Genomic DNA, 25,865 nt, shown 5'->3' with positions numbered 1-25,865 from the left:
CGTCAGTGGCAGGGGAAACCGAGCAGGTGGCGGGCGTCGTGCACGAATTCGTGCACGTAGGTGTTGTTACCCAGGACCGAGGTGGCGCCCTGGTCCATCCCGACGAAGTAGAGGGCCAGCAGCGCGATGAATGCCGTCAGGGTCAGCCAGAGCACCGCCTTGGTGGCCGACAGATCGATCGCGGGGGCGTGGCTCGTACGTGCCTCAGTGGGAGTCATACCGGTCCTTTCCGGGAATTCGCGTCCCAGTCCGTGTCCTGACAGGTAAGGGTCTGACTGTTAACAGTGGCGCGGCCGCCCTGGATTCTCACCAGGTTCCTTTGCCTGTCGATTACAGCAGCATCCTAACCACCGCGCAGGGGTTCGCCCCATCGGCGGGTATGAAACTGGCATGAAAAATGCCCCCGCCATTGCGGCGGGGGCATTCTTCGTCTCGGAACTTACTCCGCGGTGGCTCCGGCCTTCGCCAGATCCGGACCGTCCGAGCCGGCCGCCTTGGGCGCACCGGAGAACGTGAACTTCGCGTCCTCGCCTGCACCTTCGCCGTCCCAGCCCTCGACATCGACCGTGACCAACTGGCCCGGGCCGAGCTCTTCGAACAGGATCTTCTCGGAGAGCTGGTCCTCGATCTCGCGCTGGATGGTGCGCCGCAGGGGGCGGGCACCGAGCACCGGATCGAAGCCGCGCTTGGCCAGCAGGGCCTTGGCCTTGTCGGTCAGCTCCATGGCCATGTCCTTGGCCTTGAGCTGGTTTCCGACCCGGCCGATCATCAGGTCGACCATCTGGATGATCTCGTCCTGCGTCAGCTGGTGGAACACGATGATGTCATCGATGCGGTTGAGGAACTCAGGCCGGAAGTGCTTCTTGAGCTCGTCGTTGACCTTCTGCTTCATCCGCTCGTAGTTGTTCTCCCCGCCGCCCTGGGTGAAGCCGAGCCCGACCGCCTTGCTGATGTCGGAGGTGCCCAGGTTCGAGGTGAAGATCAGCACCGTGTTCTTGAAGTCGACCGTGCGGCCCTGACCGTCGGTGAGACGGCCGTCCTCCAGGACCTGCAACAGGCTGTTGTAGATCTCCTGGTGGGCCTTCTCGATCTCGTCGAAGAGCACGACCGAGAACGGCTTGCGGCGCACCTTCTCGGTGAGCTGGCCGCCCTCTTCGTAGCCGACGTACCCCGGAGGCGCACCGAACAGCCGCGACGCGGTGAAGCGGTCGTGGAACTCGCCCATGTCGATCTGGATGAGCGCATCGTCGTCGCCGAACAGGAAGTTGGCCAGCGCCTTGGACAGCTCGGTCTTACCGACACCGGACGGGCCGGCGAAGATGAACGAACCGGAGGGACGCTTCGGGTCCTTCAGGCCGGCGCGAGTGCGGCGGATCGCCTTGGAGACGGCCTTGACGGCGTCCTCCTGGCCGATGATCCGCTTGTGCAGCTCGTCCTCCATGCGCAGCAGGCGCGTGGTCTCGGCCTCGGTCAGCTTGAACACCGGGATGCCGGTCCAGTTGCCGAGCACCTCGGCGATCTGCTCGTCATCGACCTCGGCGACGACGTCGAGATCGCCTGAGCGCCACTGCTTCTCACGCTCACCACGCTGGGCGACAAGCTGCTTCTCCTTGTCGCGCAGGCTCGCGGCCTTCTCGAAGTCCTGCGCGTCGATCGCGGACTCCTTCTCCCGGCGCGCGTCGGCGATCTTCTCGTCGAACTCACGCAGGTCTGGCGGAGCGGTCATCCGGCGGATGCGCATCCGGGCGCCGGCCTCGTCGATCAGGTCGATCGCCTTGTCCGGCAGGAACCGGTCGTTGATGTAGCGGTCGGCCAGGGTGGCCGCGGCGACCAGCGCGCCATCGGTGATCGAGACGCGGTGGTGCGCCTCGTAGCGGTCACGCAGACCCTTGAGGATCTCGATGGTGTGCTCGACCGTCGGCTCGCCCACCTGGACCGGCTGGAACCGGCGCTCCAGGGCGGCGTCCTTCTCGATGTACTTGCGGTACTCGTCGAGGGTGGTGGCACCGATGGTCTGCAGCTCGCCGCGGGCCAGCTTCGGCTTCAGGATCGAAGCGGCGTCGATCGCGCCTTCGGCAGCTCCCGCTCCGACGAGGGTGTGCAGCTCGTCGATGAACAGGATGATGTCGCCGCGGGTGTTGATCTCCTTGAGCACCTTCTTCAGGCGTTCCTCGAAATCACCGCGGTAGCGGCTGCCCGCGACCAGCGAACCCAGGTCCAGGGTGTAGAGCTGCTTGTCCTTGAGCGTCTCGGGGACCTCGCCGTGCACGATGGCCTGCGCCAGGCCTTCGACGACGGCGGTCTTGCCGACGCCGGGCTCGCCGATCAGCACCGGGTTGTTCTTGGTGCGGCGGCTCAGCACCTGCATGACCCGCTCGATTTCCTTCTCACGGCCAATGACCGGATCGAGCTTGCCCTCCATCGCGGCGGCAGTCAGGTTGCGGCCGAACTGGTCGAGGACCAGCGAGGTGGACGGGTTGCCCGACTCGCCACCACGACCACCGGTACCGGCCTCGGCGGCCTCCTTGCCCTGGTAGCCGCTGAGCAGCTGGATGACCTGCTGGCGCACCCGGGTCAGCTCGGCGCCGAGCTTGACCAGCACCTGCGCGGCCACGCCCTCGCCCTCACGAATCAGGCCGAGCAGAATGTGCTCGGTGCCGATGTAGTTGTGGCCGAGCTGCAGCGCCTCACGCAGAGACAGCTCCAGCACCTTCTTGGCGCGCGGCGTGAAGGGGATGTGGCCGGACGGCGCCTGCTGGCCCTGGCCGATGATCTCCTCGACCTGGCTGCGCACGCCTTCCAGCGAGATGCCCAACGACTCCAGCGACTTGGCGGCTACGCCTTCGCCCTCGTGAATAAGACCCAACAGGATGTGCTCGGTCCCGATGTAGTTGTGGTTGAGCATCCGGGCTTCTTCTTGCGCCAGGACGACGACCCTGCGGGCACGGTCGGTGAATCTCTCAAACATCGGTGGTTACCTGCTCTCCATCGCTAGCGATACCCGCGTACGGCTGCGTTCTGTCGGTTTTCTCGTAGCCCGCACGTAGTACCTACCGTCCACTCTAATGGGCGGCCGTCCCGGGCGCGGAGGTTGGCGGTCCGTTCCGGCGGCGGCGCACCCAGTACGGGCTGTCCACATCTACTGCTGCAGATGAGCAACGCCGCCGGTCGGCGAATCGTTTCCGAAAAACGCGGCTTTCGGGTTCGCCACTAGCGAAAAACTCCGGACCGGGAATTCTCACCGGTCCGGAGCTGGCAACTGTCGGTTAAGTTGCGGTCGTTTTATGTTGCGGCGTGGAAAGCGTCGATGACGTCTGCGGGGATGCGGCCACGCGTCGACACGTTGTGCCCGTTGCGGCGGGCCCATTCGCGGATGGCGGCACTCTGCTCGCGATCGATGGCGCCGCGGCCACGTACCGGGCCTGCCGCCCGTCCACGCCGGCGGCCACCGACCCGGCGGCCTGCCTCCACCCACTGTTTCAGGTCGTTTCGGAGCTTGGTGGCATTCTTCGAGGAAAGGTCGATCTCATAGGTAACACCATCGAGGCCGAATTCGACCGTCTCATCGGCGGTGGCCTCACCGTCGAAATCGTCGACCAACGTGACGGTCACTTTTTTCGCCATTACCCCGCACCGAACCCTTCTGCATACGCATTGGTGACTACACCTGAGTATCCTGCACCTGCGCCCTAATGTGCCACAAGAACGCACACATTTCCAACGACGTGTCGAACAAGACGGATCGGTTGCGCCGGCTCAGTTACTGTGACGACGAACAATCGGGAACAAAACCGTCTCCCGAATAGACAACCCCGTCAGCGCCATCAACAAGCGATCGATACCCATTCCGGTGCCCGTGGTGGGCGGCATGGCGTACTCCAATGCGGCAAGGAAATCGTCGTCGAGAACCATTGCTTCGTCATCACCCGCGGCGGCCGCGCGGGCCTGGGCTTCGAATCGTTCCCGTTGGATCACCGGGTCGACCAGTTCCGAATAGCCCGTGGCGAGTTCGAAACGCCGTACGTAGAGGTCCCATTTCTCGGTCACCCCGGGAATGCTGCGGTGCGCCCGGGTCAGCGGCGAGGTCTCGACCGGGAAGTCGCGGACGAACGTCGGGGCCCACAACTTCTCGCCCACGGTGTGTTCCCAGAGTTCCTCGACCAATTTTCCGTGCCCGTAGCCACGGCCACGGGGAATCTCGAGCTCGAGCCCGTCGGCAATACGCCACAAGTACTCAACTGAAGTGTCGGGCGTGATCTGCTCACCGAGCGCCTCGGACAACGAAGGATACATTTCCAATGTGTCCCATTGCCCGTCGAGATCGTAGATAGTGCCATCAGGCAATGGCACCTGACGGGTACCGATCGCCTCGTCGGCGACTTCTTGAATAAGTTCACGGGTAACTACCGCAGAATCGTTGTAGTCGCCGTATGCCTGATATGTCTCCAGCATCGAGAATTCCGGCGAGTGCGTGGAATCGACACCTTCGTTTCGAAAGTTCCGATTCAACTCGAAAACCCGGTCAAAACCGCCGACGATGCAGCGCTTGAGGAACAGTTCCGGTGCAATCCTCAGGTACAGGTCGACATCGAGCGCATTGGAGTGGGTGATGAACGGCCGCGCCGCCGCCCCGCCTGCCAGCGTCTGCAGCATCGGTGTCTCGACTTCGAGGAAGCCGCGCCGTTCCAGCGCCGCGCGCACCGCCCGCACCACCGCGACCCGCTGCCGGGCGATGCTGCGCGCCTCCGGCCGCACGATCAGATCGACATAGCGCTGACGCACCCTTGTCTCTTCGCTCATTTCCTTGTGAGCAACGGGTAGCGGCCGCAGGGCCTTGGCCGCCATCTGCCACGAGTCGGCCAGCACCGACAGCTCACCGCGCTTGGAGCTGATCACCTCGCCGTGGACGAAGACGATGTCGCCGAGGTCGACGTCGGCCTTCCACGCATCGAGCGACTCTTGACCCACCTGGGCCAGGCTGATCATCGCCTGCAGCTGGGTACCGTCGCCCTCCTGCAGCGTCGCGAAGCACAACTTGCCCGAATTCCGGGCGAACACCACCCGGCCCGAGACACCGACGATCTCACCGGTCTGGGTGTCGGCGGGCAGCTCCGGGTAGGTGCTGCGCAGTTCGGCCAGCGAATGCGTGCGCGGAACGGTCACCGGATAGGGTTCGCGGCCCTCTGCCAGCAGCCGCTCCCGCTTGGCCTGACGAATCCGGAACTGCTCGGGTAGGTCGGCCTGGGACTGGGACGCGTCGTCGCGATCGGCTGGGCTCACAAAATGCCAGCTTAAATGAACGCGCGGGCGGGCAATTGCACGCCGACAAGCCGGTGGCATCCGGCGGCCGGCCAATGGACCGGCGGTTCAACGACATACCCGCGTCCCGGCCGGGTCGGACCGCGGCCCGGGTGTGCACAACCTCACACCGGTCACCTGGCCGGTTTGAGCCGCCCACGCTGGCTGTCACGGTTGCGTTCGAACACCAGGCGCAGGCCCTCGAGGGTGAGGTGGCGGTCATAGTGTTCGACGGTGCGCAGGTCCGGCAGCACCAGCGGTGCGGTGTATCCGGTCGCCACCACCGAGACGTCGCTTCCGGAGAATCCGTCGACGTCCTCGCGGATCCGGCTCACCAATCCGTCGACCAGTCCGGCGAACCCGAATACCGCACCAGCCTGCATGCATTCCACGGTGTTCTTTCCGATCACCGAACGCGGACGGGTCAACTCGACCCGGCGCAGCGCGGCCGAGCGGGCGGCCGCGGCGTCGGAGGACACCTGCACACCGGGTGCGATCGCCCCGCCCAGGAACTCCCCCTTTGCCGACACCACGTCGACACAGATCGACGAGCCGAAATCGACGATGATCGCCGCGGTGCCGTACTTGTGATAGGCGGCGAGGCAGTTCACGATCCGGTCGGCGCCCACTTCCTTGGGGTTGTCGACCAGCAGCGGGATGCCGGTGCGCACGCCCGGCTCGATCAGCACATGCGGCACCGCCGGCCAGTACTGCTCGAGCATCAGACGCACCTCATGCAGCACCGAGGGCACGGTGGAGAGGGCAGTCGCACCTGTCAGTTCGTCAGTGGCATCACCGATCAGGCCGTCGATGGTGAGCGCCAGCTCATCGGCGGTCACTTCGGACTCGGTCCGGATCCGCCACTGCTGCACCACTTTCGCGTGATCACCTGAACCGGAGATCAGCCCGACGATGGTGTGGGTGTTGCGGACGTCGATGGCGAGCAGCATCAGCGCGGCGACATCAGCTCGGATGCGTCCTCGGGGACGTACGCGGGATCGTGGCCGTGCACACCGAGGTCGATCTGCTTGTTGTCCGCGTCCACGAACACGATCCGGGGCCGGTAGGCCCGTGCCTCGGCATCCTCCATCACCCCGTAGGCGATCAGGATGACCAGATCGCCCGGGTGGATGAGATGCGCTGCGGCGCCATTGATCCCGATCACCCCGGTGCCGCGTTCGCCGGTGATGGCGTAGGTCACCAGCCGGGCACCGTTGTCGATGTCGACGATCGTCACCTGCTCGCCCTCGAGCAGGTCGGCCGCCTCCATCAGATCGGCGTCGATGGTCACCGAGCCCACGTAGTGCAGGTCGGCCTGCGTCACCGTGGCGCGGTGAATCTTGGATTTCAGCATGGTGCGCTGCATCAGTTCCTCCAGGGCAGCTCGTGATTGTCGCCGTCGCCGACGCGGGGGTGTCCGTCGATTCCGGCGGATGCTCCGATATCCACAGAGATGTTGTCCAACAGCCGAGTTCGGCCCAAACGGGCCGCGACCAGCAGCCGGGCCTGACCTTCGCCCGGGGCGGGACCCAGCATCGGGTCGCGCACTTCCAGGTAGTCGACGTCGATGGCGGGCACCTCGTCGAGCACGGCCCGGGCCGCATCGATGGCGGCCGGCGCCCCGCCGGCCGCTGCGTACTTGCCTGCCAGCAGGGCCGCCGACAGCGCGCCGGCCTGCTCGCGCTCGTCGGCATCCAGGTATCGGTTGCGCGACGACATCGCCAGGCCGTCGGATTCCCGAACGATGGGAACCCCGACGATCTGCACGTCGACGTTGAGATCGGTGACCATCTGCCGGATCAATGCCAGTTGCTGATAGTCCTTTTCGCCGAAGAAGGCCCGGTCGGGCCGGACGATCTGGAGCAGCTTGAGCACTACGGTCAACACACCCGCGAAATGGCCGGGGCGCGAGGCGCCTTCCAGTTCCCCGCCGGCAGGCCCGGGCTGCACGCTGGTCCGTGGGCCGTCCGGGTACATCCCTGAACCGGTTGGGGTGAAAGCGATCTCGACCCCTTCGGCGCGCAGCGCGGCGAGGTCCTCCTCGATCGTGCGCGGGTAGGCGTCGAGGTCCTCGCCTGCCCCGAACTGCAACGGGTTGACGAAGATCGACACCGCCACGACGGCGCCAGGAACGCGCTTGGCCGCACGGATCAGCGTCAGGTGGCCCTCGTGCAGCGCACCCATGGTGGGCACGAGGGTGACCCGGCGTCCGCTGGTGCGCAGGGCCCGGCTGACCGCTGCGACATCGGCCGGTGTCGAGTAGACGTTGAGTTCGCCTGCGACGAACTTGGGAGGGTTGCTCTGGGTCATCCTTGACTCGTTTCAGGGCTGGGTTCGGGGCCTGTGTCTGAGAGCACCGCGAAGACGTCCACTGGCGCATGGGCACGCTGGGCGGTACGCAGTGAATCGGCCCGATATGCCTGGGCCAGTTGAGGATCCAATGCCCGCAGGGCATCCAGATGCGCGCCGACCGCGGCCGCGTCGCCGCGCGCTACGGGCCCGGTCAGCGCGGCCTGACCGCGTTGCAGCGCATTCTCCAGCGCGGCCCGGGCCAGCGGACCCACCACCCGTTCGGGCAGCCCGCCGGGTGCGTCGCCGACGAGTTCCTGACCGAGCAGTTCCGCGCCGCGCAGCGAAACCCGCAGCGTGTCCACGGCGTCGAGCACCAAGGTGACCAGGTGGTTGCTGGCATGGGCCAGCGCCGCGTGATACTGCGTCCGCGCGTTCTCGGGTACCCGGAACGGCTCGCCACCGATCTCCAGCACCAGCGACTGGCCGATCGCGTAGCCCACTTCGTCGGCCGCGGTGATTCCGAAACACGTATCGGGCAACCGCGCGAGGTCCTCGTCGGAGCCGGTGAACGTCATCGCCGGGTGGATGGCCAGTGGAATGCACCCCTGCTCGGTCAGCGGGGCGAGCACGGCGACCCCGTTGGCGCCGGAGGTGTGCGCCACGATCGTGCCGGGCCGCACCGCACCGGTGGCGGCCAGCCCGGACACCAGCGATGCCAGCTCGGAGTCGGGAACGGTCAGCAGCAACAGTTCGGCCCGCTGTGCCACGTCGGGGACGGGCAGGATCGAGGTGTCGGGCAGCCGGCGCTGCGCCCGCAGGCGCGAGGCCTCGGAGATCGCGCTGCACGCGACCACCACGTGCTCGACCCGTTCCAGGGCATAGCCGAGCGCCGTGCCCACCCGGCCCGCCGAGATGATGCCGACGCTGAGCCTGGCAGGACGTAATCCCTCAGGAGGGGACCACCCGTTTGCAGGGGGCTGCTCCATCGCAGACGACCTCACAGGATGAATAGGTTTCAGTCGTTCCAGTCCCGCGTTGCGGGTACCGGACGGTCGTCACGAGACTAGCTCACTCCTCGCGACGCCTGCGACGCCCGCCTTCGGCAGGGGCGGACTGGAACCGTGCCAACAGGTCGTTTACCGACTGCCCGTCGGCATGGTGGCCGTTCGCCGGCTCGGGTTCGGCTTCGCTGCGGTGCCGTGACGCCCGCCGGGGCGGCTCGGGCGGTTGCGACGACTCGGTGGCCAAGGCCGGGGACGGCTGGGCGGGCGCGGGCCGGCCGGGATCAGCGGTTTCAGCTGCGGCGGAGTGCCTGCCTCGGGGCGGCGGCTCGGGAGCCTGCCCCGCCGACATCGCGGGTGCCGGTGACGAGGCCGGTTCCGGGGTTGGTTCCGGGGCCGGGGGCGGTGTCGGTTCGGCGGCGGGCGCCGGGGTTGCCGTGGGCGCCGAATCGGGGGCACGACGCCTGCCGACGTACTCGGTCGAGGAGCCGTTCTGCACCACCGGCGCAGACCAGTTGCTGCAGGGTGCACCCGCGGGAATCCACTGGCCCTCGGCAGGGGCCGGTTCCCAACCCGTGGCCGCGGGCTCGGCGGCAGGCTCAGGTTCGGGTTCGGGGGCATTGATCGTGGGTGACGGCTGCATCGGCGGCATGGCCGGCGGCGGAGGTGGCGGCGCCCAGGTCGACGGCGGCTCAGCCTGCCTGCGTGCGGCCGGTTGCGGCTCCGGCCGCGGTTCCGGTCGCGGCTCGGGCCGGGGCGCAGGTTGTGGCTCCGGCCGCGCCTGAGGCTGGGGTTGTGGCTGCGGTTCCGGTCGCGGCTCGGGCCGCGGGGCAGGCTGCGGCTCGGGCCGTGGCTGAGGCTGTGGCTCCTGCTGGCGTGGGGGCTCCTGCTGGCGTGGCGGTTCCTGCTGGCGTGCGGCGTCCGGCTGACGCCGACGGCGACGGGGCTGTTCCCCGGCAGGCATCGGTCGCGACGGCAGGCGATGTGCTCCACCAGAGGTCGCCCAGTCGTTCTCCGGCGGATGCGGTTCGGCCGGAACGTCGATGATCGGGCTTTCCTCGGTGCGCGACGTCCGGATGTCGGTGACCTCGACCGGCGGCACGTCCAGGCGGCTGGCCGTCACCCGGCCCGCGGTGCGCACCGCGCTCTTGTCGGTCTCGATGGCCGGGCGGTGCACCAGGTCCGTGTCGAACAGGATCTCGAGGTTCGCCCGCAGCGCGGCCAGCTCGGAACGCAGCGCGGCGACCTCGTCGGCGGCCTGCGCACGCAGCTCGGAGGCCAGCTCCCGGCGCAGCTGGGTCTCGACGGTCAGCTCGTACTCGCGCCGCGCCGAGATCTCCCGATCCAGCTGCAGGTCGTAGACGAACTTGAGGTCGCGAGCCTTGGCCTGGTCCAGGTCGCTCTGACGCCGGTAGATGACGGAGACGAAGGCTGCCACCACGGCAGCCCACAGGGCCAGGATGACGGCGAGCTTCAGCAACTCGACACGATCGGTGAACACCAATGCGGAACTGGCCAGAATGGCGAGTACCAGCAATACCGTTAAGAGCAGCCAGCCTGGCCTTCGGCCGCCGCGCCGTGGCCGACCACCGCGGGGCAGAACGGTCATGCGCCGACTGTACCCGTCAGCGGTCATCTAGCCTGGCGACCACCGCGGCGATTCGGCCAACTACCTCACACAATCCGTCACTCAGGCGCAGCGTCCCCGTTGTCCGGCGGTTCCTCCGGGGACTTGCAGCAGTGCTGCAGCCACACCGCTGCGACGGCCAGCGCCAGGGCACTGACCGCGGCCACCGCGGCGCCGGGGGTGTCCTCGCCCGCCACCCGCAATTCGCCGCGCCGCGGCAGCAGGTACACCAGCACACCGATCCACCAGCCCGCGACGATGGCGCCCACCCAGGCCGAGGCCTTGGCGATCACGACCGACCGGGCCACCGTGAGCGGGTGCAACCGACCTGCGCCGACCCCGATCTGCCCGTCGTTGATCTTCGCGCGCACGAAAAAGGCCCAGCCTGCCTCGGCGAGGGCGACCGCCAGCAGCGAAAGCCCGGTCCACACGGTCAACGGCGGGAACCACCGGTAGAGCACGCCGATCAGTACGTAGCCGACGAGGGCGACGACGACGACCGCGCCGGCCAGATCGCGCTTGCGGGTCGGTCCCATCAGTCCGCCACGGGTTCCGCGCCGAATTCCAGCGCCAGATCGGTGCGCCTGACCCCGATCCGTTCGGCCGGGTCGATCTCCTCCAGCAGGTGCGCCACCCGCCGGGACCGGCCGACGACGGTCAACGTGGCATCCGGATCCACGGCCAACCACGGGATCAGGACGAAGGCGCGCAGGTGCGCCAGCGGATGCGGCAGGGTCAGGTCCTCGTCGCGGGACAGCACCTCGGCGTCACCGTCATGGCAGGTGACCAGGTCGACGTCGAGGGTGCGCGGGCCCCACTTCTGCTCCCGCACCCGGTCGGCCTCCTGCTCGAGCTGCTGGCCGCGCCGCAGCCAGTCGTGGCAGTCGAGGCCCGGATCATCGGCGAGCAGCACCGCATTCAGGAACGGACTCTGTTCGACTCCGCCCCAGGCGTCGGTCTCGAACACCGGCGACACCGCGCGAACCACGCTCCCGAGGCCGCCGACCACCGACTGCAACCGGGCCAGCCGGTCGCCGATGTTCGACCCGATCGAAAGGACTACCGAAGTCATCTGGTGCTCCTCGCGTGCGCGGAAGTCACTGACTGTTCCCTCGTCTCGAACGGCGGGCCACCACCGCGACATCGTCGAACGTCAGAGGAATCGGGGCGCTGGGCTTGTGCACCACGACCTCGACCGCGTGCAGACGCTCGTCGGTCATGATGGCGTCGGCGATCTCGGCGGAAACCGTCTCGATCAAATTGCGTGGCGGCCCCGCGACGATGTCCGCCGCGCGCTGGGCCAGCGCGCCGTAATCCAGGGTGTCCGCCAGATCGTCGGTGGCCGCAGCCCGGCGCAGGTCCACCCACGCCGTGATGTCGACGACGAACTCCTGGCCGTCGCGGCGCTCATGGTCGAAGACACCGTGATTGCCACGAACCCGCAAGCCGCGCAACTCGATTCGATCAGCCAACCCGACCTCCAGATTCCCAGGCTTCCAGCACCGCGAGTGCGTCGACGGAGGCCACCACATCGTGCACCCGAACACCCCAGGCCCCGTGCTGGGCGGCCAGCATCGAGATCGCGGCCGTGGCCGTCTCCCGGCCGTCCGGCGGCCGCGGTGTCCCGTCCGCGCCGGCCAGCAAGGAACCCAGAAAGCGCTTGCGTGACGCACCCACCAACACCGGGATCCCGGTGGCGATGAATTCGGGCAGCGCGTGCAGCAGGGCCCAATTGTCTTGGGCGGTCTTGGCGAATCCCAGACCCGGGTCGATGATGAGCCGCTGCGGCTCGACACCGGCGGTGACCGCCGCGTCGACCGCGCCGAGCAGTTCGGCCCGGACCTCGGCCACCACGTCGCCGTAACCCGGAGCGTGATGAGGCTGCTCGGCTCGGACCGAGCGCCAGTGCATCAGGATCCACGGGGCCTTCGCCTCGGCGAGCAGGGGCGCCATGTTCGGATCGGCCAGGCCGCCGGACACATCGTTGACGATCTGGGCGCCGCTTTCCAGCGCCACCTTCGCCACGTCGGCGTGCATGGTGTCGATGCTGACGGTGATCCCCTGGGAGGCAAGCGCTTCGATCACCGGAGCGACGCGGGCCGCTTCCACCGCGGGGTCGACCCGCACCGCACCGGGGCGGGTCGATTCGCCACCCACGTCGATGATCGCGGCTCCCGCTGCGGCGAGCGCCAGCCCGTGTTCCACGGCACGGTCTCGGTCGATGAACTTGCCACCGTCGGAGAACGAATCGTCGGTCACGTTCACCACGCCCATGACCTGCAAACGCGCTCCGTGAGGGACAATCGGGCCGGGTGGGTTCACTTCCGCAGGATAAGTTCCAGCGCCTCGGCCCGGGATGCCTTGTCGGTCTTGAACTGTCCGCGCACCGCGGAGGTGGTGGTGACCGCGCCCGGTTTGCGCACCCCGCGCATGGCCATGCACAGGTGCTCGGCCTCGATCACCACGATGGCCCCGCGCGGATCGAGCTTGCGCATGAGCGCATCGGCGATCTGCGCGGTCAGGCGTTCCTGCACCTGCGGGCGCTTCGAGTACAGGTCGACCAGCCGGGCGATCTTCGACAAACCGGTCACCCGGCCGTCGACGCCGGGGATGTACCCGACGTGCGCCACCCCGTGGAACGACACCAGGTGGTGTTCACAGGTGGAGTACAGCGGGATCTGCTTGACCAGCACGAGTTCGTCGTGCTCCTCGTCGAAGGTGGTGTTGAGCACCGCGTCCGGGTCCGTGTACAGACCAGCCATCAGCTCCTTGTATGCACGCGCCACGCGGGCAGGGGTGTCCAGCAGACCCTGACGATCGGGGTCTTCACCGATGGCGATCAGCAACTCACGAACGGCCGCCTCGGCCCGCGGTTGGTCGAACACCCGCGTGGCGGTATCGGTGTTGTTGTGATGCTCGCGCAGCGACTGCGACATCGAAGCCTCCGTTCTCGGATCAGCCGTGTGCCGGCGGGTTGGGCCGGTCGGCCCGCTCGGAACCACCGTCCTGGCCCGCCTCCTCATTCGGATTCGGCTGACCGGGATGAGGATAAGGCTGATACGGGTACGGCTGGGGCTGTTGCCACCCCGACGGATGCGGCGGCGGGTACCAGTAACCCTGCTGTTGCTGCGGCGGCTGGTATCCGGGCTGCGACGGCGGGGGCGGCCAGCCCGGGGCGTGCCAGCCTGCCGGGGCACCGTAATCGGGCTGGGTCGAGCCGTTCTGGTTCGAGCCGTTCGGCGGCGCACCGTTGGTCCCGGCGCCGTTGGTCTCGTTCGCCCGCTCGGCCTCGCGGCTGGCGGCGGCGATGGCGGCCTTGAACGCCGGTTCGGGAACCGGTGGCGGCCACGGCTCACCGCGCTCGATGGCGATCTCGCCCGGGGTCTTGATCGGCGGCTTGTCCGACGGCACCCGGCCACCGAAGTCGTCGAACATGGTCAGCCGGGGACGCTTCTTCACGTCACCGAAGATGGCCTCCAGCTCGGCGCGGTGCAGCGTCTCCTTCTCCAGGAGCTCACCGGCCAGGGTGTCGAGCACGTCGCGGTACTCGGTCAGGATCTCCCACGCCTCGGTGTGCGCGGCCTCGATGAGCTTGCGCACCTCGTCGTCGATGTCGCGGGCGACCTCGTGACCGAAGTCGGCCTGGGTTCCCATGGTGCGGCCCAGGAACGGATCGCCGTGCTCGGTGCCGTAGCGCACGGCGCCCAGCTTGGAGCTCATGCCGTACTCGGTGACCATCGCTCGGGCGATCTTGGTGGCCTGCTCGATGTCGGACACCGCACCCGTGGTGGGCTCGCGGAAGACCAGCTCCTCGGCGGCGCGGCCACCCATGGCGAACACCAGCCGGGCGATCATCTCCGAGCGGGTCATCAGACCCTTGTCGTCCTCGGGTACCGCGACGGCGTGACCGCCGGTACGGCCGCGGGCCAGGATCGTCACCTTGTAGATCGGCTCGATGTCGGGCATGGCCCACGCGGCCAGGGTGTGTCCGCCCTCGTGGTAGGCGGTGATCTTCTTTTCCTGCTCGCTGATGATGCGGCTCTTGCGGCGCGGGCCACCCACCACGCGGTCGACGGCCTCTTCCAGCGCCGCACCGGTGATGACGGTGCCGTTCTCGCGGGCGGTCAGCAGCGCGGCCTCGTTGATGACGTTGGCGAGGTCGGCACCGGACATGCCGACGGTGCGCTTGGCCAGCCCGTCCAGGTCGGCGTCGGGCGCGATCGGCTTGCCTGCCGAGTGCACCTTGAGCACCGCGCGACGGCCTGCCAGGTCGGGGTTGGACACCGGGATCTGACGGTCGAAGCGGCCGGGCCGCAGCAAGGCCGGATCCAGGATGTCGGGCCGGTTGGTGGCGGCGATCAGGATGACGCCCTGGCGGTCGCCGAAGCCGTCCATCTCGACCAGCAACTGGTTCAGCGTCTGCTCACGTTCGTCGTGACCGCCGCCCATGCCTGCACCGCGCTGACGGCCGACGGCGTCGATCTCGTCGACGAAGATGATGCACGGGCTGTTGGCCTTGGCCTGTTCGAACATGTCGCGCACGCGGGAGGCGCCGACGCCGACGAACATCTCGACGAAGTCCGAGCCGGAGATGGTGAAGAACGGAACCCCGGCCTCACCCGCGACCGCGCGGGCCAGCAGGGTTTTACCGGTTCCGGGCGGGCCGTAGAGCAGCACGCCCTTGGGGATCTTGGCGCCCAGAGCCTGATAGCGGCTGGGGTTCTGCAGGAAATCCTTGATCTCGTAGAGCTCTTCGACCGCCTCGTCGACACCGGCGACATCGGCGAACGTGGTCTTGGGCATGTCCTTGCCGAGTTGCTTGGCCTTGGACTTGCCGAAGCCGAAGCCCATCCGGCCGCCGCCCTGCATCCGGGAGAACATCACGAACAGGCCGACCAGCAGCAGCAGCGGCAGCATGTAGATCAGCATCGAGCCGAGGAAGCTGCCCTGGTTGACGGTGGTGCCGAACTTGACGTTCTTGGCGTCGAGTTGGTCGACGAGCTTGACCGCATAACCCGTGGGGTACTTGGTGATGACCTTGTCGGAGTTCTCGGTCTCTTCCTTGCCGCTCTTCAAGTCGAGCCGCAGCTGCTGTTCGCGGTCGTCGATCTGGGCGCTGTTGACGTTGTCAGCGCTGATCTGGGCCACCGCCACCGAGGTGTCGACGGGTTTGTAGCCGCGGGTGTCGTCACTGAAATAGAAGAACGACCAGCCCAGCAACAGCACGACCGCGATCACGGTCAGCGTACGGATCACATTTTTGCGGTTCATCGATCACTCGGCCGAGTTCGGCCCGGTCCTTCCAACGTGCGCAGTTGAGACATTCAAGGCTACCGCTAGACCAACGTCCGGCAGTTCCCGGCGGTATCTAGCCGACGGCGGACCGCTGTGCTTGGGTGAGATCGTGCTCACACCAACCGAACGGTTAGTCGATACAAATGGCGTGACATTGAAGGTGACCGAGGCGGGTGAACGCGGAAATCCGGTCATCGTGCTCGCCCACGGCTTCCCCGAACTCGCGTACTCGTGGCGGCACCAGATCCCGGTGCTCGCGGCCGCCGGCTACCACGTTCTGGCTCCTGACCAGCGCGGCTACGGCGGATCATCACGACCCGAAGGCATCGACGCCTACAACATCGTCGAACTGACCGCCGACATCGCCGGATTGCTCGATGACGTCGGCGCCGACGAGGCCGTCCTCATCGGGCACGATTGGGGCTCGCCCGTCGCGACGAACTTCCCGTTGTTCTACCCGGACCGGGTTCGTGCCGTCGTGGCCATGAGCGTGCCGCCGGTACCGCGAGCACCCGCGCCCCCGACGCAGATCTGGCGCAAGATCGTCGGGGACAACTTCTTCTACATCCTGTACTTCCAGGAACCCGGTGTCGCCGACGTCGCGTTGGGTGACGACCCACGGCAGTCACTGCGCCGATCCCTGGCGATGGAGGGGCTCGCCGAGCCGCCCGAGAACCTGACCGACCGGCCACTGCCGCCGCTGCCGGACTGGACCAGCCCCGAGGAGTTCGAGCACTACGTGCGGGCCTACACCGAGACCGGCTTCACCGGGCCGCTGAACTGGTACCGCAACTTCGACCGGAACTGGGAGCTCACGGACCCGGATTCGGGAGTCACCGCACGCCAGACCATCTCGGTGCCCACCCTGTTCCTGGCCGGCACCGCCGACCCGGTGCTGAGCTTCACCCCACGCGACCGCGTGCGTGAGGTGGTCACCGGCGACTACCGCGAGGTGCTGATCGACGGTGCCGGGCACTGGTTGCAGCAGGAACGGCCCGGGGAGGTCAACGAAGTGCTGCTCGAGTTCCTGGGAGCGCTGCGATGAGCGCTCGCGCGAAGAGCCAACAAGGTGCGGTGAGCCCGCTGAACTTCGGTGTGTTCATCACGCCCTTCCACCCGGTCGGTCAATCCCCCACCACCGCACTGCAATACGACATGGACCGGGTCGAGGCGCTGGACCGGCTCGGCTACGACGAGGCCTGGTTCGGCGAACACCGTTCCGGCGGTTACGAACTCATCGCCTGTCCCGAGGTGTTCATCGCCGCAGCGGCCGAACGGACCAGGCACATCCGGCTGGGCACCGGTGTGGTGTCGCTGCCGTACCACCATCCGCTCATGGTCGCCGACCGCTGGGTGCTGCTCGACCATCTCACCCGCGGCCGGGTGATGTTCGGAACCGGTCCGGGCGCGCTGCCGTCCGATGCCTACATGATGGGCATCGACCCGGTGGACCAGCGGCCGATGATGCAGGAGTCCCTTGAGGCGATCCTGGCGCTGTTCCGCGCGGCGCCCGATGAGCGGATCGACCGCAAGACCGACTGGTTCACCTTGCGCGACGCCGCTCTGCACATCCGCCCCTACACCTGGCCCTATCCCGAGATTTCCACCGCGGCAATGGTTTCCCCATCCGGTCCCCGACTGGCCGGCGCACTGGGCACATCCCTGCTCTCCCTGTCGATGTCGGTACCCGGTGGCTACGCCGCCATCGAGACCACCTGGGACACGGTGTGCGACCAGGCCGCCAAGTCCGACCGGCCCGAACCGGACCGGAAGAACTGGCGGGTGCTGGGCATCATCCACCTCGCCGACACCCGCGAGCAGGCCATCGAGGACTGCACGTACGGCCTGCAGGACTTCGCCAACTACTTCGGCGCCGCCGGCCTCGTTCCGCTGTCCGAGAAGACCGAGGCTGCCGGTTCCGCGCGTGAGTTCGTGGAAAACTATGCGGCAGGCGGCAATTGCTGCATCGGCACCACCGACGACGCCATCGCCTACATCCAGGACCTGCTGGACCGCTCAGGAGGATTCGGCACCTTCCTGCTCCTCGGCCACGACTGGGCGCCGCCTGCCGCCACCTTCCATTCCTACGAGCTGTTCGCGCGTGAGGTGATCCCGCATTTCAAGGGCCAGCTCACCGCCGCCCGGGCATCCCACGACTGGGCCAAGGGGATGCGGGATCAGCTGCTGGGCCGCGCCGGACAGGCCATCGTCAACGCGATCACCGAAGCCGCCACCGAGGACAACACCGGGGAGAAGAGTTGATGCGCGCCGCGGTCCTCCGGGACGGACAGATGGTCGTCCGCGACGACGTGCCCGAACCGGCACCTGGCCCGGGGCAGGTGCTGGTCGAGGTGAAAGCCTGTGGGATCTGCGGCTCCGACCTGCATTTCGCCACCCACGGTGCGGACATGCTGACCGCGAGCGCCGACCTGGAGGGCGTGCCCGACCTGGACATCGACCTGGCCTGCGACGTCTTCATGGGCCACGAGTTCAGTGCGGAGATCCTCGACGCGGGCCCGGGAACCGAGGCGCCCGCGGCAGGCACCCTCGTGACGTCCGTACCGGTGCTGATCACTCCTGCCGGCGTCGCGCCGATCGTGTACAGCAACACGACCGTGGGCGGATACGCCGAGAAGATGCTGCTCTCGGCACCGCTGCTGCTGCCGGTACCCAACGGTCTGAGCGCCGAGCACGCCGCGCTCACCGAACCGATGGCCGTCGGCCTGCATGCGGTCAACGCGTCGCACATCGAACCCGGCGAGTCGGCACTCGTCGTGGGGTGCGGCCCGGTCGGCATCGCCATCATCGCCGCACTGAAACTCCGGGGCGTGGAAACCATTGCGGCGTCCGACTTCTCCCCCGCCCGACGGGAACTCGCCGCCACGATGGGCGCGCACGTCACGTTGGATCCGGCCGTGGATTCGCCGTTCCATCAGTGCAAGCCCGCGGTCGTGTTCGAGGCCGTCGGCGCCCCCGGGATCATCGACGACGTGCTGCGCCGCGCACCCGCGGGCATCCGCCTGGTGGTGGCCGGAGTCTGCATGCAGCCCGACACCGTGCACCCGTTCTACGCGATCACCAAGCAGATCAGCATCCAGTTCGTGTTCGGCTACGACCCTGCCGAGTTCGCGAACTCACTGCGGGCCATTGCCGAGGGCGACATCGACGTCGCACCGATGATCACCGGAACCGTGGGTCTCGACGGCGTGGGCACCGCGTTCGGTCAACTCGCCTCCCCCGACCGGCACTGCAAAGTCCTGGTGAGGCCGTGACGTCCCGGTAGGGTTTTGGTCATGCCGATCGCCGGAAATGCGAAATTGCGGGTCCTCGGCGTTGCCACGGCGGGATTGATCGCCGTCAGCGCAAGCGCGTGCGATACGACCTCAGGCCCCGCCGGTGGCGCACCGGACGGCGCCAGGCAGGTGACCGTCGTCGGATCCGGTCAGGTGCAGGGCGTTCCGGACACCCTGACCGCCGACGTGGCGATGGAGTTCACCGCGCCGGACGTGTCGGGCGCGCTCAACCAGTCCAGCCAGCGCCAGCAGGCCGTGATCGATGCGCTGGTCGGATCGGGCATCGAACGCAAGGACATCAGCACCACTCAGGTCAGCGTGCAGCCGCAGTTCACCGACAGCAAGATCTCGGGTTACCAGGCCAGCAATGCGATCAAGGTCAAGATCCGCGACACCGCCAAGGCCTCGCAGACCCTGGCACTGATCGCGAGCACCGGAGGCGACGCCACCCGCATCAACTCGGTCGACTACTCGATCGAGGACGACTCGGACCTGGTGCGCGACGCCCGCGCCCGGGCATTCGACGACGCCAAGAACCGCGCCGACCAGTACGCCGGGTTGTCGGGACTGCACCTGGGCAAGGTGATCTCGATATCCGAGCAGCCCGGCGGCTCCACCCCGCCCACGCCCACCCCGATGCCGCGCGCGGCCATGGAGGCCGTCCCGCTCGAACCCGGTCAGCAGACGGTGAACTTCTCGGTGACGGTGATCTGGGAGCTGACCTAGCCGCTCACCCCGCCGGCGCGATGTCCACGGGGATGCCGTTGAGCACCGCGGTGCCCGACAACGGGTCCAGATGAGTTCCGTCGTTGAGCTGGTTGACGTTCGCCCCGGGCCGGCTGGCCGCGAGTTGCTGACCGGTGCCGCCGCGATCATGTCCCCAGCCGTGCGGCAGCGAGACCACGCCGCGCCGCATCCCGTCGTTCACCTCGATGGGCGCGAGCAGTTCACCGCCCGGCCCCTTGATGACGGCGACGTCGGTGATTCCCAGATCCGCCGCATCGTCGGGATGGATCTGCAGGGTGCACCGGTTGGAGCCGCCGGTCAGCGCCGGGAGGTTGTGCATCCAGCTGTTGTTGGACCGCAGATGACGCCGTCCGATCAGCAGGAACCCGCCCGCCGTTCGACCGAGTGCGTCGCGCAGCCGCTCCACGTCTTCGACGATCGGCTCCGGCGCCAGTTCGATCCGCCCGCTCGGGGTTCGCAGGATCTCGGGGATCCGCGGCCGCAGCGGCCCCAGGTCGATGCCGTGCGGGTTGTCCTTGAGCCTCGCCATGGTGAGCCCGTCGGGCTTGGTACCGAACGCATCTCCGTAGGGCCCGAGACGCAGCATCATGTCCAGGCGCCGTTCGTAGCCGGGGCCGTCGTACAGCATCGAGGTGAGCTCCTCGACGTTGCGGCCCGCCACCGGTGAGTCAGGACCGGCGACCTCTTTCGCCAACGTCGTCGCGATCACCTGCGCGTCGACGAGCGTGGGGTCCCCGTCTGCACCGATGCCGTAGAGGATCAGGGCGAGCCGGGACAGGATCTCGGGCTCGTCGGGCCGTCCGTCCAAGGGCAGAGCGGGCGAGGAGTACCGCACGTTGTTGCGTACCGCGAGGTTGTTCAGCGCGACGTCGAAGTGCGCGCTGCGGGCCGGCGGGGGTGGCGGCAGGATCACGTCGGCGTGGCGGGTGGTCTCGTTGAGGTACGGGTCGATCGAGAGCATGAAGTCGACCTGGTCCAGCGCCCGGTCGAGCCGGTCGCCGTCCGGCGCGGACAGCACGGGGTTTCCGGCGATGGTGATCATCGCCTTGATCTGGCCGTCGCCGGCAGTGTCGATCTCCTCTGCGAGCGCTGCGGCCGGGAGTTCGGAAAGCACCTCGGGGTAGCCCGAGACCCGGCTCGCCCACCGCCCGGTCTTGAAGCCGCGACCACGTTTCGGTGGGCGCGGGGCGGGGGCGGCGGCTCCTAGCGCGAACATCGCCCCGCCGGGGCGGTCGAGATTGCCGGTGAGGACGTTGATCACGTCGACGAGCCAGCTGCCGATGGTGCCGAACTCGACGGTGGACGTACCCATCCGGCCGTAGACAGCCGCCGTCGGGGCCGCGGCGAGTTCGCGTGCCAGTTCCCTGATCTCCTCGGCGCTCACTCCGCACGCCGGGGCGACGGCCTCAGGAGAGAACTCGTCGGCCATGGTGCGGACCTGCTCGACACCGGTGACGTGCTCGGCGAGCCCGCCGAGTTCGACCAGGTCCTCCTCGAACAGCACGTGCACGATCGCGAACAGCAGCGCCGCATCGGTGCCGGGCCGTGGGGCGAGGTGCCGGTCGGCGAGTTTGGCCGTCTGGGTGCGGGCCGGGTCGATGACGACGAGCCTGCCGCCGCGCTTGCGCAACGCCCGGAGCTTGCCGGGAAAGTCGGCGGCGGTGGCCAGGCTGCCGTTGGACACCAGCGGATTCGCACCGATGATCACCAGATAGTCGGTGCGGTCGAGGTCGGGAACGGTGAACGCGACCGGGCTGCCGAACATCAGGCCCAGCGCGACGTGCTTGGGCATCTGGTCGAGCGTGCTGGCACTGAACACCTGCCGGGTGCCCAGGCCCTTGATGATCAGCGGCGCGTACAGACTGCCGGCGATGGTGTGTGCGTTCGGGTTGCCCAGGTACACCCCGACCGAGGCGCCGCCGTGCTCGCCGATCACCGCGCCGAGTCGCTCGGCGACCACCGCGTACGCCTCGTCCCAGGTGGCCTCGGTCAGCTCGCCGTCACGCCTGATCAGCGGTCGCGTCAGGCGGTCGGGATCGTTGTCGAGCTCACCGAAACTGGCGCCCTTCGGGCAGATGAATCCGGCACTGAACACGTCGTCGGTGTCACCGCGGGCGCCGGTCACCCGGCCGTCGGAAATCGTGAGCGTGAGGCCACAGGTGGCCTCGCAGAAGGGGCAGATCCGCAGGGCTGTGCGCATTCCCGAATTCTGCGCCGGACGCCCGCCTTTTGAAAGCCTCCGGCTTAGTGGCGTTTTGTAAGCCTCCGGCTTACGGCGTTTCGTACACCTTTGGTTCGAGAGTGCCGATATAGGGCAGGTCGCGGTAGCGCTCGGCGAAGTCCAGTCCGTACCCGACGACGAACTCGTTGGGGATGTCGAAGCCCACGTAGGCGACGTCGAGTTCGGTCTTGACGGCCTCGGGCTTGCGCAGCAGCGTGCACACCCGCAGTGACCGCGGATGGCGGGTGGCCAGGTTGCGCAGCAACCAGGACAGGGTCAGCCCCGAGTCGATGATGTCCTCGACGATGAGCACGTCGCGGTCATTGATGTCGCGGTCGAGGTCTTTGAGGATGCGCACCACACCCGAGGACGACGTGGACGAGCCGTACGAGCTGACCGCCATGAACTCCAGCTGCGTGGGCAGCGGGATGGTGCGGGCCAGATCGGTGACGAACATGACCGCGCCCTTGAGCACGGTGACCAGAAGCAGGTCGTCGGTACCCAGATTGTCCCGGTATTCCTCGGCGATCATCTCGGCGAGTTCGACGGTGCGGGTCCGGATCTGTTCCTCGGACAACAGCACCGATTTGATGTCTCCCGCATACAGCTCGGCAGAGTCGACAGCCACTGCAACAGCGTGCCATGGGAGGGCGCCGCTTTCCAACGCGGATCGCTAGACCGGTTCGGTGTGCATCGTCAGCACACCGGCGCGCCTCGCCGCGAACAACCGCCGTTTGCGCAGCCCGGAACCGACTGCCACGCCGCCCTGTCCGCGCCAGGCCGTCACCAGCCGGTCGACCCCGCGGATCTGGATGTCGGTCAGATCACACGCGCCGCCGTCCAGCAACCAGGCCCGGATGACCCGGCGCCGCAGCGCGTCGGGCAACGGGGCCAGCCGGGCCGTGTCCAGACCGCCGGCCTCGGTGCGCACCCCAGTCAGGGCCTCACCGGCCAGAGCGTCGAGTGTCTCGGTGTCCTCGCGCAGCGCGATGGCGGTGCGGGCCAGCGCCTCGGCCACCCCTCCTCCGAGGACGTCCTCCAGCAGCGGCAGCACCTCGTGTCGCAGCCGGGACCTGGTGAACCGGCGGTCGGCGTTGTGCGGGTCCTGCCACGGGGCGAGTCCGAGTTCGTCGCAGACCGCGTGCGTCAGTGTGCGGCGCACGCCCAGCAGGGGCCGGTGCCACGGCGGGTCATGGGGACGCATCCCGGCGATCGAGCGGGCCCCCGATCCGCGGCCCAGCCCGAGCAGCACCGTCTCGGCCTGGTCGTCGAGGGTGTGGCCGAGCAGGACCGGCGAACCGTCCCGGGCGGTGTCCAGTGCGGCGTACCTGGCCTGCCGGGCCGCGGCCTCCGGCCCGCCCGTGCGGCCGACGTCGACCGAAAGAATATGTGCCGCAACGCATCCCAAATCCAATGCCTGTTTGCGCGCCGCGTCGGCCACGGCACCGGATCCCGGCTGCAGCCGGTGGTCGACGATCAGCGCGGTGGTGGACCGCAGACCGGCCGCGGCCGCGGTAAGGGCCAGGGAATCCGGACCGCCGGACAGCGCCACGCACCAGCGCGCGTCCGTATCCCGGTCGGCGATTCGTTCGCTCGCGCTCGCCACCGCTTGCCGCAGCGCGGCTACAGCACCCGTTCGATCCATCGTTGCGGTTCGTCGATCTCATCGAGCAGTGGCAGCGTGTCCGGACCGGACCAGATCGTGTTGAAGCGGGCCATCCCGACCTGTCCCACCACGTGGTCGACGAACGCCTTGCCACGGGTGTACTGGCTGAGCTTGGCGTCGAAGCCCAACAGCGCGCGGAGCACGCGCTGCAACGGGGGCTGCTTGCGCTGCCTGCGTTCGTCGAAGCGACGCCTGATGGTCGACACCGTGGGGACCACCGCCGGCCCGACGGCATCCATCACGTGGTCGGCATGCCCCTCCAGCAGCGTCCCCAAGACCAACAGCTGATCGAGCGCACGTCGCTGTGGTTCGGCCTGCACGGCGCGCATCAGACCCAGAACACCGCTCGAATTCGGGTCGGGCGCCGACCCGTTGCGTTGGTCGCGGACGAACTGCGCGAGCCGGCCCACCACCTCGGCGACATCCTCGCCGGCGTCCTGGGTGACCACCGCCAGGGCCTGCGACATGTGGTCGGACAGCCAGGGATTGGCGCGGAACTGCACCCGGTGGGTGACCTCGTGCAGGCATACCCACAGCCGGAAATCGGCTGGGATGACACGCAATTGACGTTCCACCGCGATGACGTTCGGATACACCAGCAACAGCTCGCCACCGTCGGGGCCGAACGGATCGTACTGGCCGAGGATGCCCGAGGAGATGAACGCCAGCACCGCGCCGGTCTGCGCCCCGGTGACCCGACCGGTGATGAATCCCGGCTTGTAATCCTCGATTTCGTCACCGGGTTGGACACCGGTGGTCATCACCCGCATCGAACGGGTGGCCGCACGGATCCACTCCGGACGGTCCACCACGCGGGCCTCGGGCAGCTCCGCGCCCTCGTTCAGACCCGTCACCTCACGCACCGGCAGTTCGGCCGTCCTCGAGCTCTCCAAGAGCTGCTCGATCACCTGATTGCGGGTGTAGTCACTGGAAGCCGGCGCCGGTCGGGCCAGCTTCGCCCCCACCGTCGCGGCGAAATCCCAATCGACCGAGCGGCCCGCGGTCACGGTGACCCGGTCGTTCACGTGCCACATCCACACGACCGCAGCACCGCGGCCAGCTCGTCGATCGCGGTCCGCCCGGTGGGTCCCGCGTTGTTGGAGATCAATGCGAACGTCAGCACCCGCCCGTTGTCGTCGGTGACGATCCCGGCGAGCGCGTTGGTCCCCGTCAGCGACCCGGTCTTGGCCCGCAGCCAGCCCGCGGCGTCCCGCCCGGCGTCGGTGTCGAGGTAGCGGTTGGACAGCGTGCCGCTGCCGCCGGCGATGGGCAGCAGGTCCACCAGCGGCCGCACGGCAGGTTCGGTGTTGCCTGCCGCGATGTTGACCACCTCGTCGAGAATCCGGGCGGTCAGCAGGTCATCTGTCGACAGGCCGCTGGAATCGACCAGCTTGGCGGCCGACATGTCGATGCCGATGCCCTCCAGTTGACTGACCACCGCGTCGACACCGCCGTCGAAACTCTGCGGCCGGTGCAGTTGGGCGGCAACCTCGCGGGCGATGGACTCGGCCATCACGTTGTCGGACTCGTTCATCATCTGGCGCAGCCGCTCGATCAGCGGCGCGGATTGCACCGCGGCGATCTGCTTACCCGAAACCGAACCGGACAGCACGGTCACCGTCGCGGGGTCCACCTTGAGTGCGGCGGCCAGGGCCCGGCCCGCGTCGAGGGCAGGGGTGGTCGACCGCCTGGATTCCACCGTCGTCGGCTGAATGCGTCCGCCGTCGAGCATCACCGGTTCCATCGGCGCGATGTCACCGCCCTCGATGTCGGCGGGATCCCACCCGGGCGCCATCGTCGGGCCGCTGTACTCGCTGGTGTCCACCCGCACCGCGGTGACCGTGATGCCACTGTTGCGCACCTGCTCGGCCAGGTCACTGATCCGGGCCGCGCCCTTGTACCAGGTGTCGGTGTCCTCGGGCGCCGCCGACAGGGTGGTGTCACCGCCGCCCTTGAGCACCACCAGACCCGGCTGTGAGTCGACCGCAAGGACCGTGGTGGCCAGCCGGGCATTGCGGTCCAGCGTCAGGAGTGCAGCCGCTGTCGTCAGCACCTTGTTGACCGAGGCCGGCTGCATCTGCACGCCGGAATTCTGTTCCCACAGTTCGGCACCGGTCTCGGCGTCGGTGATCCGGCCGGTCACCTCACCGAGATCGGGATTCGCCAGGGCCGGCGCCAGCGCGGCGGCCAGGCCGCTCACCGTTGGCGAGGGCGCCGACATGTCCACCGGGATGACGGCTGGGCTGGCGGTCGCAGGAGCGGGCGCAGGCCCGACCGCCTCGGCATCGCTGGAGCGGTGCCCGGTGAGCACGGCAGCAACCGCGACGACGGCGGCGACCAGCACCAGGACCACGACGCCAACCGCCACATGGGTGGACTGCCGCCACCGTGTGGGCCGCATATTTCTCCTGCTCTGCCGGTGGTG

Annotated in this window: 24 protein-coding genes and 1 riboswitch; of the genes, 4 read left to right on the top strand and 20 right to left on the bottom strand. The window is 68.1% G+C overall.

The annotated features are described in order from the left end of the window. Positions 1-2: 2 nt before the first annotated feature. From ACNQR1_RS05585 to ftsH, 15 genes are all read right to left on the bottom strand, one after another. Positions 3-218 carry a CbtB domain-containing protein gene (locus tag ACNQR1_RS05585; RefSeq protein ID WP_418044609.1) on the bottom strand — a complete coding sequence of 72 codons (216 nt, stop codon included), beginning with the start codon at positions 216-218 and terminating at the stop codon, positions 3-5. Positions 219-251: 33 nt separating this feature from the next. Then, a riboswitch (cobalamin riboswitch) is annotated at positions 252-318 on the bottom strand. A gap of 121 nt (positions 319-439) precedes the next feature. Further along, complete coding sequence (gene clpC1 / locus ACNQR1_RS05580) at positions 440-2,968, bottom strand: ATP-dependent protease ATP-binding subunit ClpC (protein WP_418044608.1); 2,529 nt, start codon at positions 2,966-2,968, stop codon at positions 440-442. Positions 2,969-3,282: 314 nt separating this feature from the next. Further along, complete coding sequence (gene lsr2 / locus ACNQR1_RS05575) at positions 3,283-3,624, bottom strand: histone-like nucleoid-structuring protein Lsr2 (RefSeq protein ID WP_209922660.1); 342 nt, start codon at positions 3,622-3,624, stop codon at positions 3,283-3,285. A 132-nt stretch (positions 3,625-3,756) separates the two neighbouring features. Beyond that, complete coding sequence (gene lysS / locus ACNQR1_RS05570; RefSeq protein ID WP_418044607.1) at positions 3,757-5,280, bottom strand: lysine--tRNA ligase; 1,524 nt, start codon at positions 5,278-5,280, stop codon at positions 3,757-3,759. 152 nt (positions 5,281-5,432) lie between these two features. Beyond that, the gene (locus ACNQR1_RS05565; RefSeq protein WP_418044606.1) at positions 5,433-6,248 is read right to left on the bottom strand and encodes a type III pantothenate kinase; all 816 of its coding nucleotides are present in this window, start codon (positions 6,246-6,248) and stop codon (positions 5,433-5,435) included. Continuing rightward, positions 6,248-6,664 (bottom strand): aspartate 1-decarboxylase, encoded by a 417-nt coding sequence (gene panD / locus ACNQR1_RS05560; protein ID WP_418044605.1) that lies wholly within the window; start codon positions 6,662-6,664, stop codon positions 6,248-6,250. Before panD ends, ACNQR1_RS05565 begins: the two co-directional genes overlap by 1 nt. Beyond that, positions 6,664-7,608 (bottom strand): pantoate--beta-alanine ligase, encoded by a 945-nt coding sequence (gene panC, locus ACNQR1_RS05555; RefSeq protein ID WP_418044604.1) that lies wholly within the window; start codon positions 7,606-7,608, stop codon positions 6,664-6,666. The genes panD and panC overlap by 1 nt, the downstream gene beginning before the upstream one ends. Then, positions 7,605-8,576, bottom strand: a complete 972-nt coding sequence (locus ACNQR1_RS05550; RefSeq protein ID WP_418044603.1) for a Rossmann-like and DUF2520 domain-containing protein — start codon at positions 8,574-8,576, stop codon at positions 7,605-7,607. The genes panC and ACNQR1_RS05550 overlap by 4 nt, the downstream gene beginning before the upstream one ends. 82 nt (positions 8,577-8,658) lie before the next feature. Next, complete coding sequence (locus tag ACNQR1_RS05545) at positions 8,659-10,200, bottom strand: DUF6779 domain-containing protein (RefSeq protein WP_418044602.1); 1,542 nt, start codon at positions 10,198-10,200, stop codon at positions 8,659-8,661. A gap of 77 nt (positions 10,201-10,277) precedes the next feature. After that, positions 10,278-10,754, bottom strand: a complete 477-nt coding sequence (locus ACNQR1_RS05540) for a DUF3180 domain-containing protein (RefSeq protein WP_418044601.1) — start codon at positions 10,752-10,754, stop codon at positions 10,278-10,280. Next, positions 10,754-11,290 carry a 2-amino-4-hydroxy-6-hydroxymethyldihydropteridine diphosphokinase gene (folK, locus tag ACNQR1_RS05535; protein ID WP_418044600.1) on the bottom strand — a complete coding sequence of 179 codons (537 nt, stop codon included), beginning with the start codon at positions 11,288-11,290 and terminating at the stop codon, positions 10,754-10,756. Before folK ends, ACNQR1_RS05540 begins: the two co-directional genes overlap by 1 nt. A gap of 25 nt (positions 11,291-11,315) precedes the next feature. Next, entirely contained in the window at positions 11,316-11,690 is a 375-nt protein-coding gene (gene folB, locus ACNQR1_RS05530) for a dihydroneopterin aldolase (RefSeq protein WP_418044599.1), read from the bottom strand. Then, on the bottom strand, positions 11,683-12,492 hold the full coding sequence (gene folP, locus ACNQR1_RS05525; protein WP_418044598.1) for a dihydropteroate synthase: 810 nt from the start codon (positions 12,490-12,492) through the stop codon (positions 11,683-11,685). Before folP ends, folB begins: the two co-directional genes overlap by 8 nt. 44 nt (positions 12,493-12,536) lie before the next feature. Next, positions 12,537-13,154, bottom strand: coding sequence for a GTP cyclohydrolase I FolE (folE, locus tag ACNQR1_RS05520; RefSeq protein WP_044520882.1), 618 nt, complete (start codon positions 13,152-13,154; stop codon positions 12,537-12,539). A 19-nt stretch (positions 13,155-13,173) separates the two neighbouring features. After that, entirely contained in the window at positions 13,174-15,489 is a 2,316-nt protein-coding gene (gene ftsH, locus ACNQR1_RS05515; RefSeq protein ID WP_418044597.1) for an ATP-dependent zinc metalloprotease FtsH, read from the bottom strand. Positions 15,490-15,622: 133 nt separating this feature from the next. Between ftsH and ACNQR1_RS05510 the strand changes: the two genes are divergently transcribed. Genes ACNQR1_RS05510 through ACNQR1_RS05495 form a run of 4 tightly spaced genes read left to right on the top strand, consistent with a single transcriptional unit; the run spans position 15,623 to position 19,532 of the window. Then, complete coding sequence (locus ACNQR1_RS05510) at positions 15,623-16,558, top strand: alpha/beta fold hydrolase (protein WP_418044596.1); 936 nt, start codon at positions 15,623-15,625, stop codon at positions 16,556-16,558. Further along, positions 16,555-17,775, top strand: coding sequence for an LLM class flavin-dependent oxidoreductase (locus tag ACNQR1_RS05505; protein WP_418044595.1), 1,221 nt, complete (start codon positions 16,555-16,557; stop codon positions 17,773-17,775). Before ACNQR1_RS05510 ends, ACNQR1_RS05505 begins: the two co-directional genes overlap by 4 nt. Continuing rightward, on the top strand, positions 17,775-18,785 hold the full coding sequence (locus ACNQR1_RS05500) for a zinc-binding dehydrogenase (protein WP_418044594.1): 1,011 nt from the start codon (positions 17,775-17,777) through the stop codon (positions 18,783-18,785). The genes ACNQR1_RS05505 and ACNQR1_RS05500 overlap by 1 nt, the downstream gene beginning before the upstream one ends. Positions 18,786-18,806: 21 nt before the next feature. After that, positions 18,807-19,532, top strand: coding sequence for an SIMPL domain-containing protein (locus tag ACNQR1_RS05495; RefSeq protein ID WP_418044593.1), 726 nt, complete (start codon positions 18,807-18,809; stop codon positions 19,530-19,532). Positions 19,533-19,536: 4 nt separating this feature from the next. Here ACNQR1_RS05495 and ACNQR1_RS05490 read toward each other — a convergent pair whose 3' ends face one another. From ACNQR1_RS05490 to dacB, 5 genes are all read right to left on the bottom strand, one after another. After that, on the bottom strand, positions 19,537-21,753 hold the full coding sequence (locus ACNQR1_RS05490; protein ID WP_418044592.1) for a molybdopterin oxidoreductase family protein: 2,217 nt from the start codon (positions 21,751-21,753) through the stop codon (positions 19,537-19,539). Between the two features lie 70 nt (positions 21,754-21,823). Then, entirely contained in the window at positions 21,824-22,402 is a 579-nt protein-coding gene (hpt, locus tag ACNQR1_RS05485) for a hypoxanthine phosphoribosyltransferase (protein WP_418044591.1), read from the bottom strand. Positions 22,403-22,447: 45 nt separating this feature from the next. Beyond that, entirely contained in the window at positions 22,448-23,419 is a 972-nt protein-coding gene (tilS, locus tag ACNQR1_RS05480; RefSeq protein ID WP_418044590.1) for a tRNA lysidine(34) synthetase TilS, read from the bottom strand. Beyond that, positions 23,398-24,474: a zinc-dependent metalloprotease gene (locus tag ACNQR1_RS05475; RefSeq protein ID WP_418044589.1), complete on the bottom strand. Its 1,077-nt coding sequence runs from the start codon at positions 24,472-24,474 to the stop codon at positions 23,398-23,400. The genes tilS and ACNQR1_RS05475 overlap by 22 nt, the downstream gene beginning before the upstream one ends. Beyond that, positions 24,462-25,841, bottom strand: a complete 1,380-nt coding sequence (dacB, locus tag ACNQR1_RS05470; RefSeq protein WP_418044588.1) for a D-alanyl-D-alanine carboxypeptidase/D-alanyl-D-alanine-endopeptidase — start codon at positions 25,839-25,841, stop codon at positions 24,462-24,464. Before dacB ends, ACNQR1_RS05475 begins: the two co-directional genes overlap by 13 nt. Positions 25,842-25,865: the final 24 nt, after the last annotated feature.

The organism is Mycobacterium sp. 48b (assembly GCF_048282725.1).
Lineage (GTDB): Bacteria > Actinomycetota > Actinomycetes > Mycobacteriales > Mycobacteriaceae > Mycobacterium.
Note: the sequence above shows the minus strand (reverse complement) of the source record. Positions and strands in the feature narration are given on the sequence as shown.